Origin of the sequence: Pectobacterium sp. CFBP8739 (assembly GCF_013449375.1) — a bacterium.
Taxonomy (GTDB): Bacteria; Pseudomonadota; Gammaproteobacteria; order Enterobacterales; family Enterobacteriaceae; genus Pectobacterium.
Map to the genome: position 1 here is coordinate 1 of NZ_JACDRR010000033.1, position 10,238 is coordinate 10,238.

A 10,238-nucleotide genomic window follows, 5' to 3' on the forward strand; every position below is an offset into this window, starting at 1 on the left:
CAGTTACTGGAACAGGTAAAGCTATTTATGAATGCCGCTTCGCCGTTCCCCGGTAATCAACATGGTCTGGCTAAAGTGGAGCGGTATTAGGCGAAGTCATTTAGCCAGGAAGAAAATAGCGCAACGTTACTCTGTGGTCAGTAAAGTACAAGTAGTTAGTAGGGTACAAAACAGATAGAAATAATGCGTAATTTACATACAGCCTGCGCAACTGGTGCATCGCCAGTCTTGCTTATTTATAGCCTGAAAGAAATATCTAAAATAACACTCTTCGATGGGAATATTATTTTCTTCGAAGCTATCGGCCAGCCAGTCGATATTCTCCAGAATCCAATCGTCCTCATCTAATCCGTCCCGGTAAGTTTCATCATCAGGATCGATGATAGAGTAGATTCCCATCGTGCCCATATGATTTTCTTTATATTTTTCAGGTAGCACGAAATCTTTTTCATTATAAGATATTAACCAATGACCGTGGCAAAGCAGATTGCCATTACGACTCCACCGAGCAGTAAATGGATTACTCATGTTTATTCTCACCAGCATAAAATCTGGTGATAAACGTATCACGACATGTTTATAAAGTAAATCGACTCACAGGCCAGATATTATTTAAAGGATAGAACCTACGGATAACATTTCATTACACCTTAATAGGTACAAACCCAGTAAAAATAAATTGATAAGCATCAATTCATATGAAAATAAAACACCTAAATAGAGAAATACAAATAAAAAAAAGCCCACTAAAAATAGTGGGCGGGGTACAGCGATTATCGTTATGGAAAAACCCTGGTGTTTTGCGGCACTTCATTCGGCTACTGTCTGACTCTTACAGTACCGAACGAACATTAATCCAACATTAGCAGTAAAAAGGTTTTGACTATTGTTATAAGAGACAGAACCGATACTATCACGTAACGTTACTAACTTTGCGTCATTAGTCGATATCAGTCACAATAGCGAGCACATGCCCATAAAGGGGTAACTATCGATTAGGGAGGATGACGGGTGTTCCCCTCTTTTTTAAAAAGAACCGCTGCGAGAAACGGCAGCTACGTCAATGAGATCAGCAGCAGCATTACTATCAATCGTCCGGCAGAACGCTTGTTTGACCTTTGGCGTAAGCCGGAAACGTTGCCGATCCTGATGGGGCATTTCGCCAGCATCGAGATACTGAACTATACCGACTCTAACTGGCGGATTAACACGCCGATTGGCGCGCTCATTGAGTGGCAGGCTCGTATTATTGATGAAAAACCGGGAGAGTATATCCACTGGCGCTCGCTGGAAGGGGCACGGGTTCCGAATGAAGGCCGGCTTTCTTTTCAACCAGCCACATCGGAAGCAGGTACAACCGTAACGCTGACGATTCGCTACAATCCACCGGGAGGCTTGATTGGGAAAAAGATCGGCCAAATGTTTGATATGTTTTCTCGCGATATGCTGACGAAAACACTCTATCGTTTCAAAAAATTAGCGGAGGATGAGTTGGTGTAAACCGCATCCGACGCCCTAGCGACAGCTCATCATTGACCGTTTTCCTGAACTGACGACAGCGCCCCAATAGAGAGGAACGTAGAATGCTGGAATTGATTCAAACCATTGGTCTTGGTCTAGTGTTAATCCTGCCACTTGCGAATCCACTGACAACGGTAGCCGTATTTCTGGCGATGTCCGGTAACATGAGCCAGGGGGAACGAAATCGTCAGATCTTTCAGGCGTCGCTCTATGTTTTCATCATTATGACCGTCGCGTACTATGCAGGTCAGGTCGTGATGAATACCTTCGGAATTTCCATTCCCGGCTTGCGCATCGCCGGCGGGCTCATCGTAGTATTTATCGGTTTTCGCATGCTTTTTCCTCAGCAAAAACCAGAACATGCGCCTGAAGTTAAAAGCAAAAAAGAAGAAATCAACGACAGTTTCTCTGCCAATGAAGTCAATATCGCTTTCGTTCCGCTGGCGATGCCCAGCACCGCAGGACCAGGAACCATAGCCCTCATCATTAGTTCTGCCTCACAAATCAAGAGCGGCGTCGATATTACGCCATGGGTGATTACCATTGCCCCCGTACTGACTTTTATGTTGATCAGCCTGATCGTCTGGCTCAGCCTGAAAAGCTCTGGCCTGATTATGCGCTTGATCGGTCAAAGCGGTATTGAAGCCATTTCACGGCTGATGGGATTCCTGCTGGTTTGCATGGGTGTGCAGTTCATCATTAATGGTACGCTGGAAATCGTGCACTCTCTCCATTAAGTCAAGGATGGTGGAGAGATATCAATACGTTGCCAGATAGCCTAATTAGCGTCTATAACTTTGAATAGTGGGTTTATTCATTGGTCGCAAGCGAATGTCCCGCCAGTTTGCCATTGATGATATAACAAAAAAACAGCGTGATTTTGCTTACCTAGCGGAAAATAGGTGCGGCCACCATGAAAATAAGAAAACGATTCCCAGTCAATTTACGTTCACTCATTTTATCTCTCGCCATTATCAGCATGCTCATTACGCTGACCAATGCCTATATTGCTGTTTATAAAGTACAAAAAGAGCTCATCACCGATCAAATACTGAGTTCAAACCTCAATTATTCTTCCAAACTCGCTGCGACTACGGAAAGTTTTTTGTCCTCAGCACAACAAGAACTTGCCTACAGCGCAACATTGATGGCAGAGGGCTTTGCCGACGATAAGGTATTGCTGGAGAAGAGTGAGCAAACATACCGCATGAGTACAAGCTTTAATTCGGTCTTTATTGCGGACACCAAAAATCAGGTACACGCGATTCATCCAGTATCACTCAATCTAAAAGGCAATACGCTAACGTCAGAAGCCAGTAAGCAAGCACTCAAAGAACGGAAACCGTTAATTAGTCAACCTTATATCTCAGCGGCAGGAAATTTGATTGTCCTGATATCCTCCCCGATAACAGATAAGCAAGGTCGCTACCTCGGCTACATCGGCGGAACCATTTATTTAAAAAGTAAAAGCGTCTTAAACGAATTCATGAACACCCACTTTTATAACGATTATTCTAGCGTTTACGTAATTGATAAAAATGGGATTGTTCTCTACCATCAGGATAAACAATGGGTCGGAAAACCTCTCAAAGACGAGAAAATCACGGCCACATTGCAGAGCAAAAAAAGTGGCACCCTCGCAATGTCGGATATTCAAGGTACTCCATCATTAGCGGGTTTTGATACGGTCACATCATCTGGCTGGATTATCGTTACCTTGCATCCTTCCCAAAACGTTATTGATTCTCTTAACAATGTTATGCGTTCAGTCTTATATGAAGGTGCGCCAGTGATGATATTAATACTTATCGCACTCACCTTGATTGCCTTCTCTATAGCCAATCCTCTACGCCTGCTGGCTGTTTCTGCCAGTAAGATGGAAGAGCCCAACGTGATTGAAAAAATCAAGAAAGTGCCTTCCTGGTACTTTGAAGTTGAGCAGCTAAAACGTGTCATTCTTTTCGGTACGGTCTTGTTGCACAAACGAATCGGCAAACTGAGCTTACAGGCCCACACCGATCCACTCACAGGGTTACTCAATCGACGTGGTGTCTATGAAAACATTGAGCTCATTCTGTCAAAGAGCCATCAGGCTGCCGCGATCGTGATTGATATTGACCATTTCAAACGCGTGAATGATACCTACGGACACAATATTGGCGACGATGTCATCAAGCTGCTGGCTAAAAGCATAAAACAGAGTTCACGTGACTCTGATCTGATTTGCCGCACTGGCGGAGAGGAATTTCTCGCACTACTGCCCGATACAGACATGAGGGAAGCTATTAACATTGCAGAGCGGCTGCGTAGAAAAGTGGAAAAAATGCCGCTGCCGATTCCTGAAAACATCACGATTTCATTAGGCGTCACCTGCTTTATTCCGGGAACGGTACAGATAGACAGCGTGTTGAAAATCGCAGATGACGCGCTCTATCAGGCCAAGCATGAAGGCAGAAACCGGGTCGTCACAAAAATCGTGCCTGAGAGTGTAATCAACAATGGCACAAGATAGTTATGCTCATCACCGTCTCGTGAGCGGGAAAACAGGCAAAAAAAACCCGCACAAGGCGGGTAAGGTCATTCTAATGACAGGGATGGTTAACTAACACAACAACTCACAGGAATGTGAGGTACTGACAAGGGATGGAAGGACTATAGCAAGCCAAATGTATAGTATTGTCATCAGCAGGTAAGGTTAATCTACCGGTTGTAAAACAACATTGGCGATGTTTCCCTGCCACCCTGTCTGGCTATTTCAGCCTGCTTCCCAGCCACCATTATGCTTTTTTCGTTTTTATCAGTGCAGCCAGCAATGCCATGATTGCCAGCGCGCTGGCAAGCCCTCCGAGCATCAGCCATCCTCCCTGATGCCAGGCAACCATCGCAACCGAGGATCCCCCTGCACCGCCTAAAAACATCCCCCCCATGAATAGGGTATTGATTCGGCCCCTCGCCGCTTCACCAAGCCCATAAATCACATGTTGGTTGGCCACTAAGGCGCTTTGCACGCCAAGATCGAGCAGGATAACACCAATAATCAGGCCAATAACGGAATCGAAGCCGATGAATATTCCCCATGAGAGCAGCGTCAGCAGCGCGCCGGCAATCACAACCGGGCGACTACCGGTTCTGTCGGCGATGCTTCCCGCCAGCGGAGCAGCAAAGATCCCTGCCACACCAATCACGCCGAACAACCCCGCAGCGGCGGCGCCCATTTGAAAACGTCCGCTTTCCAGATACAGCGCAAGCACGCTCCAGAACGCGCTGAACGATGCAAACAGCAGCGCCTGAATCAGCGTGGCTTTGCGTAATGCGCGTTCACCGCGCCACAGCGTCACCAATGAACGCATCAATTCACGGTAACGAACGGTTTGATTCGATGGTGAAGCCGGTAACATCCTTCCCATTGCCCACGCGCCCGCCAACGCCATCGGGACGCTCAGCCAGAACATCGCACGCCAGCCGGCGCTTTCCGCCACAAGACCCGCAATCGTACGGCTCAGCAGAATCCCGCTTAGCAAGCCGCTCATTACCGTCCCGACAATGGCGCCGCGCTGTTTCGCATTGGCAAGCGCCGCCGCAGCCGGAACAATCTGCTGTGCGGCAGTCGCCCCAAAACCGATGAGCAACGAAGCACTGAGCAAGGCAACAGCCGATGTCGATAAGGCTGCCAATGTCGAAGCCAACGCCAGCATCAAAAATTGCCACACAATCAACCAACGGCGATCGAATTTATCACCGAGAGGAACCAGCAGTAACAGCCCCAAAGCGTAACCCAACTGCGTTACGGTTGGGATCAGCGAGACTGCGCCGCTCGACGTAAAACTTTCACTCATCACGCCCAGCATCGGTTGGTTGTAATAGATATTGGCAACAGAAATACCGCTGGCTGCGGCCATCGAGAAAATCAGTAATTTGCCGGGAACCTGCTGCGTTCTAACCTCGGCTGCGCTGGATAATGTACTCATCATCATACCTGTCTGTGTGTTTCCCGCCGGAAGTCGGCAAGTGATGAACACAGCATAAGGCGCCGAGTTCATTCCCAGTAGAGAGGTAAAATGGATATCAGCTATTCCAATCAGGAATGGATTAGGAGAAAAGACGCTGAACGAAACCGGTAAACATTCTGGCACGAGCGGATGTCATACGGCCTCCGGGGTAGACAGCCCAGAGATCCATCTTCCCCAGCGACCATGAATCCAGCGCGGTGACGACCTGCCCACTTTCCAGCTCTGGCGCAAACATCCATTCAGATGCCACGGCCAGCCCTGCGCCAGACAGCACGGCCGCACGTACGCCTTCCGCCGCAGAAACCCGGATGCGTCCATTAGGGAATACGGTGGTCTGTGTTTCTTCTTGAGAGAAAACCCAGCGATCGGTTCTCTCACCCTGTAAATAGATGACGGCAGAGTGCGCAGCCAGTGCATCAGGGGAGGCAGGCACGCTATGACGCGCAAAATAGTCGGGAGTCGCCAGCAATCGCATAGAACACGATGCCAGCCGCTGAGCAATCAGGCTGGAATCCTTCATCTCCCCCAAACGCAATGCCACATCAATCCCTTCAGCAATCAGATCGATGGGACGATCGTCCAAAATGATATCGACGTTTAGCTGAGGATGTTCTGCCATGAACTCATGGAGCCGAGGCATGATGTGCAGCCTGGCAAAGGTTACTGGCGCGCAGATGCGCAGCCGCCCGGACAGCACTGCGCTCCCGCTCACTACCTGCTCTTGAGCCTCACCCAGCATCTTTAGCGCAGGGGTAATTCGCTCATAAAAATGCTGTCCCGCTTCTGTCGGCGTCAACCCTCGGGTAGAGCGAAGCAGTAACGGCGTTGCCAACTGATTTTCAAGCTGCATGATCGCTTTGGAAACCGCAGGCTGGCCGATACCGAGCCTGCGGGACGCAGCGGAAAACGACCCCGTTTCAAAAACGCAGATAAAGGTTTCCAGCGCGCTAAGGCGATCCATAGCTTCTCTTCCGCAAAAGGAGTTTCCCTGCATCATACAACAATCCGGCGAAGGTAAGATGGATTCACACACGCTCTTCCTCTCCCCACCCTCTACTGCGGTGAAGCACATTCGCTTTACCGCCAACCACATCAGGTATTACTCTGATGGAATGACTTGTCATGACAAGGCAGGCAAACTTTTGCCACCTTTTTCAAAATATTACGAGGCGATGCATGAAACTTTTCATTTACGAACACTGCCCATTCTGTGTCAGAGCCAGAATGATTTTTGGTCTGAAGAATCTGCCTGTTGAGCAATCCGTCATCATGGAAGGTGACATCGACACCCCAACACGCATGGTAGGTCGCAAAGTAGTTCCGATCCTGCAGAAAGAAGATGGGAGCTTCATGCCGGAAAGCATGGATATCGTCCACTATGTCGACAGCAAGCAAGCGCCGTTAATCGCCGACAAACCGGTTGATGCGGAGATTGAAGCCTGGTGTAAATCCGTTTCCAGCGCGGTGTTTAACCTTGCCGTTCCCCGCTTCACGAAAGCCGATTTCAAAGAGCTTTCAACGCCAGAGGCGCGTCATGCCTACACCTTGCGCGAAGAAAAAGCCTTCGGTGACCTAGATGCGCTGCTCGCAAAAACGCCGGAACTGATTACGGAAGTGGAACAAAAACTCGAAACTCTGGAGCCGCGTCTGGCAAACGTCAGCGCCATTTCCACCACCGATTTTATTCTGTTCCCAATCTTACTATCACTCACGATCGTGAAAGGCGTGCAGTTTGGCCCTCACGTTCGGGCGTACCTTGAGCGAGTATCAAACGCCAGCAAGGTTGACTTGTTGACCGATAAAGCGCGGTAAAACGGCAAGATAGAGACAACAAAGGAGCGGCTTATGCGGCTCCTTATTTTAGCAACGTTCGGATAACGTCGTTCATTTACCAATAGCAATCAGGATTATTGATCCTTGGGATAAAGTGCACACCCTTCTACGTCGTGCTCCAGCTTAATCACCGAATACGACTGAGCATTTTTCGTTTTCTTTATCAGGAAAGGACTTGTCGAAAAATAGCTGCCAATGTTCGCATCATCCACGAAACAGGCAATGATCTCCTTTTCATTTTCCGAGATAATACGTAGCGAATACGTCCAACTGCCATCTGTGTCTGTGGCTTCTGCCCGGTCCTTTTCCTGGCTAAACACATAATCACCGGTATCTTTCAGCAACGTCCCCTACGGGAAATGTTTCGGTCCAAAAGAACTGCGAAAAGTAGTCACATCCAAATGTTTCAGCAGCGTCAGCGCATCCGTTTTTGTTGCCGAAAAACCGGTCTGGGGAATCATCAATACTGAAAAAAACACGGCCCAAAATAGCTTCATTTACGGCAACCCTGCGATAGAACATCCGTGCGCGTATTCTATTTTAAAAACACGGTTCGCAATAGCGTTATGCGGCACGCTTTTACCTCATAACGCGTGACGGATTTCAGGCGTTATTTTGCCGTAACGTCTTACTAAACGCGCTTTGCGTTTCCGGCATGACATGATGATATTTCAGTGCATGCTGATTAAGGAAGCACACACCTTCGATCGGCAGCGTACCAAAAGGGGAAAGCGGTTTAACGCAACGGCCCATGCTATTTTCCACACTGTATATTCCTTTATAAGACGACAATATCGATGTCTAGGTGAACGATAAGGCGAGAACAACGCGCTTATGCCAGATCAGGCTGTTTAACTAAGTAATGGCTAGGCATACCGCGGATTTCCACGATTTCGCCATCCAGTTGCTGTGCTTCTATATTCTTCATTAACACAAACTGCCCATTAACATTGGCAGCTACGCCATGCCAGGGTGTCAACCAATCGTCCTTGGTGGGCATCATATGAATACCCAGCTTCAGGCTGTCCGAAGGCTGCGGGTGAATAGACAAACGGATGGCGTCTGGGAATTGTTCAGCAAGCAGATTGCCCCATGCCCAACTGCGTTGAATCACACCGCATGCACGTTTTTTGGCATCTTTCTGTAACGCCGCATTAGAGCCGGTATAGTCAGGCCTCAGGCTATCTTCATAGAGGAAACGGGTCATTGAGCGGTAAAGCTGCAAACCTTCTTCGCTCTGCATGAGCTGCGCTTTCACCTCATTTTCTGAGTCAGCATAATTCTCAACCAGTTGCTGGCGAAGACGATCATAGTCAGCGGTGAGTGCAGCCATATTCTCTACATCTTTAAGATTAAAAACGCTGAGATGAACGGCACCGAGTTCATGCAGTAAATTTTCAATCTCATCCTGATAGATGTTAATTGTTTCATCACTGGTACCAATCAGATCGCCAAATACATGCCCATCAGAACAAATACGGATATGAGCACCGGGTGGATAATACAGCTGAATACGCTGACATAATGAGTTCAGGAAGGTCAGGGACAAACGCTCCGCCATATCTGGTTTTCTCCCTAACACCTTATAAGGGCTAGGAGATTTAACCGGAAACGCTGGGAGAATAAGTTCAATGCGACGGCCTTCTTCAATAAAGGCACGGATTCTGGGCAATTGAACCTGAGCCACCTGAGACTCTTCTTCACTAATCAGCTTCGTTGAATGGGTAAATCTACGCCGATATTGGATCAACTCACTTAATATTAGCGATGAAACCAATTCATTGTTCATTATATCCAAAGTAACCTCATGAACTTACATTAATTTAAAGAAGGAAATTAACCACATTATTACAACATAGAAACAATAAAATAAAAAACTTGTACGCACACAAAAAAATACTGAATAACATATTCAGTATTTTTATTTACATCGCTAATAATTAATTTGAATTATAAATAAAAATAATAAAAATTAAGAAGGTAATTATTAAAAATGAGGATAAGTGACGATGGAATCTGATCTCTTCCTTTTGTTCAGTACCGCACGTCCCATTACAGAACTGGTAGCGCTGACCCAGCGCATCCGTCACTGCCGTCGGCGATTAACCTCAAAGGCCGCTGGCTAGAAGAATGTGGCTTTATCACCGGGTGCTTGATATGACTGACGTGAACGACACCGGATTTGCACAACGCTTGCGTGACCTGCGCAGGCAAAAGGGACTTTCACAGTCTGAACTCGGCAAGCTGGCTGACCTGCATTACACCCACATTGGCCGCTTTGAGCGCGGCACATCCCGACCGGGCGGCGACACCTTAAAGCGTCTGGCCGATGCGCTGGATGTGACCGGGGATTACCTGCTCGAAGGGGCGACGGATGAAGCGGCTAAGGCAAGATTTGAAGACCGCGAGTTACTGCGGCAGTTTCAGGAAGTCGAGCAGTTGCCCGATGAGGATAAGGAAGTGATTAAGAAGTTACTGGATGCCTTTTTAACCAAGAAGCAGTTACAGGCACTGGCAAAGTAACGCAGTTAACGCGGAACTGACGCGCTTGCAACACGTCAGCCCGCTCACCACAAGCAACTAAAAGAGGTAGTTACTATGGCTAAGGCACATTCTAAGTCAGACGTCACACTTAATAAACCCGCCAGAACAGAGCGTTACTACACCGTGGGATACGCCCCGCATAATGGTAAATCCAACCCGCCCTCCGCCATCAACCTTAAAGGCCGCTGGCTCGAAGAGTCCGGTTTTATCACCGGGATGCCTGTGACCGTTACGGTGGAAAGAGGGAGGATTATTATTGAGACGCAGATTAATTTATAACAACTGACCTGACCGCTAATAAAATAAAAAGCCGGAAGGATCATCAGATCA

General features: G+C 47.8%; 14 protein-coding genes and 1 pseudogene. 8 read left to right on the top strand and 7 right to left on the bottom strand.

Annotation, left to right across the window (positions count from 1 at the left end):
- A partial coding sequence (locus tag H0247_RS19910) for a hypothetical protein (protein WP_255434032.1) occupies positions 1-90 on the top strand: 90 nt, incomplete at its 5' end.
- A 102-nt stretch (positions 91-192) separates the two neighbouring features.
- On the opposite strand, the gene H0247_RS18755 is transcribed toward H0247_RS19910, so the two are convergent.
- A complete protein-coding gene (locus H0247_RS18755; protein WP_180743884.1) occupies positions 193-528 on the bottom strand; it encodes a hypothetical protein in 336 nt (111 codons plus the stop codon).
- A gap of 483 nt (positions 529-1,011) precedes the next feature.
- Here H0247_RS18755 and H0247_RS18760 point away from each other — a divergent pair, with 483 nt between their 5' ends.
- The 3 genes from H0247_RS18760 to H0247_RS18770 all read left to right on the top strand — a co-directional run bounded on the left by H0247_RS18760 (position 1,012) and on the right by H0247_RS18770 (position 4,033).
- A complete protein-coding gene (locus tag H0247_RS18760; RefSeq protein WP_180743885.1) occupies positions 1,012-1,500 on the top strand; it encodes an SRPBCC family protein in 489 nt (162 codons plus the stop codon).
- A gap of 83 nt (positions 1,501-1,583) precedes the next feature.
- Positions 1,584-2,258: a MarC family NAAT transporter gene (locus H0247_RS18765; RefSeq protein ID WP_180743886.1), complete on the top strand. Its 675-nt coding sequence runs from the start codon at positions 1,584-1,586 to the stop codon at positions 2,256-2,258.
- Between the two features lie 176 nt (positions 2,259-2,434).
- Positions 2,435-4,033, top strand: a complete 1,599-nt coding sequence (locus tag H0247_RS18770) for a sensor domain-containing diguanylate cyclase (RefSeq protein ID WP_180743887.1) — start codon at positions 2,435-2,437, stop codon at positions 4,031-4,033.
- A 265-nt stretch (positions 4,034-4,298) separates the two neighbouring features.
- Here H0247_RS18770 and H0247_RS18775 read toward each other — a convergent pair whose 3' ends face one another.
- Both H0247_RS18775 and H0247_RS18780 read right to left on the bottom strand, forming a co-directional pair.
- A complete protein-coding gene (locus H0247_RS18775; RefSeq protein WP_180743888.1) occupies positions 4,299-5,489 on the bottom strand; it encodes an MFS transporter in 1,191 nt (396 codons plus the stop codon).
- A gap of 121 nt (positions 5,490-5,610) precedes the next feature.
- A complete protein-coding gene (locus H0247_RS18780; RefSeq protein ID WP_180743889.1) occupies positions 5,611-6,492 on the bottom strand; it encodes a LysR family transcriptional regulator in 882 nt (293 codons plus the stop codon).
- A 215-nt stretch (positions 6,493-6,707) separates the two neighbouring features.
- Here H0247_RS18780 and grxB point away from each other — a divergent pair, with 215 nt between their 5' ends.
- Positions 6,708-7,343, top strand: coding sequence for a glutaredoxin 2 (grxB, locus tag H0247_RS18785; RefSeq protein ID WP_180743890.1), 636 nt, complete (start codon positions 6,708-6,710; stop codon positions 7,341-7,343).
- A gap of 95 nt (positions 7,344-7,438) precedes the next feature.
- Here the strand turns inward: grxB and H0247_RS19915 are convergent, their stop codons facing one another.
- From H0247_RS19915 to pvcA, 4 genes are all read right to left on the bottom strand, one after another.
- The gene (locus H0247_RS19915; RefSeq protein WP_255434029.1) at positions 7,439-7,708 is read right to left on the bottom strand and encodes a hypothetical protein; all 270 of its coding nucleotides are present in this window, start codon (positions 7,706-7,708) and stop codon (positions 7,439-7,441) included.
- A 6-nt stretch (positions 7,709-7,714) separates the two neighbouring features.
- Positions 7,715-7,861 carry a hypothetical protein gene (locus H0247_RS19920; protein ID WP_255434030.1) on the bottom strand — a complete coding sequence of 49 codons (147 nt, stop codon included), beginning with the start codon at positions 7,859-7,861 and terminating at the stop codon, positions 7,715-7,717.
- Positions 7,862-7,967: 106 nt separating this feature from the next.
- A complete protein-coding gene (locus H0247_RS18795) occupies positions 7,968-8,129 on the bottom strand; it encodes a hypothetical protein (RefSeq protein WP_180743891.1) in 162 nt (53 codons plus the stop codon).
- 67 nt (positions 8,130-8,196) lie between these two features.
- Positions 8,197-9,162 carry an L-tyrosine isonitrile synthase gene (gene pvcA, locus H0247_RS18800; protein WP_304622228.1) on the bottom strand — a complete coding sequence of 322 codons (966 nt, stop codon included), beginning with the start codon at positions 9,160-9,162 and terminating at the stop codon, positions 8,197-8,199.
- Positions 9,163-9,435: 273 nt separating this feature from the next.
- Between pvcA and H0247_RS20070 the strand changes: the two are divergent.
- From H0247_RS20070 to H0247_RS18810, 3 genes and pseudogenes are all read left to right on the top strand, one after another.
- A pseudogene (locus tag H0247_RS20070) lies at positions 9,436-9,525 on the top strand (SymE family type I addiction module toxin); the annotation flags it as partial.
- Positions 9,522-9,887: a helix-turn-helix domain-containing protein gene (locus tag H0247_RS18805; RefSeq protein WP_085690252.1), complete on the top strand. Its 366-nt coding sequence runs from the start codon at positions 9,522-9,524 to the stop codon at positions 9,885-9,887. The pseudogene H0247_RS20070 and the gene H0247_RS18805, both read left to right, overlap by 4 nt.
- A gap of 75 nt (positions 9,888-9,962) precedes the next feature.
- The gene (locus tag H0247_RS18810; protein ID WP_039345853.1) at positions 9,963-10,187 is read left to right on the top strand and encodes a SymE family type I addiction module toxin; all 225 of its coding nucleotides are present in this window, start codon (positions 9,963-9,965) and stop codon (positions 10,185-10,187) included.
- Positions 10,188-10,238 lie beyond the last annotated feature (51 nt).

Coding starts and splice junctions, on each gene's coding strand:
- H0247_RS18805 (WP_085690252.1), top strand. CDS start 9,522: ATGACTGACGTGAACGACACCGGATTTGCACAACGCTTGCGTGACCTG.
- H0247_RS18780 (WP_180743889.1), bottom strand. CDS start 6,492: ATGGATCGCCTTAGCGCGCTGGAAACCTTTATCTGCGTTTTTGAAACG.
- H0247_RS18775 (WP_180743888.1), bottom strand. CDS start 5,489: ATGAGTACATTATCCAGCGCAGCCGAGGTTAGAACGCAGCAGGTTCCC.
- H0247_RS18810 (WP_039345853.1), top strand. CDS start 9,963: ATGGCTAAGGCACATTCTAAGTCAGACGTCACACTTAATAAACCCGCC.
- H0247_RS18755 (WP_180743884.1), bottom strand. CDS start 528: ATGAGTAATCCATTTACTGCTCGGTGGAGTCGTAATGGCAATCTGCTT.
- H0247_RS18765 (WP_180743886.1), top strand. CDS start 1,584: ATGCTGGAATTGATTCAAACCATTGGTCTTGGTCTAGTGTTAATCCTG.
- H0247_RS18770 (WP_180743887.1), top strand. CDS start 2,435: ATGAAAATAAGAAAACGATTCCCAGTCAATTTACGTTCACTCATTTTA.
- H0247_RS19920 (WP_255434030.1), bottom strand. CDS start 7,861: ATGAAGCTATTTTGGGCCGTGTTTTTTTCAGTATTGATGATTCCCCAG.
- grxB (WP_180743890.1), top strand. CDS start 6,708: ATGAAACTTTTCATTTACGAACACTGCCCATTCTGTGTCAGAGCCAGA.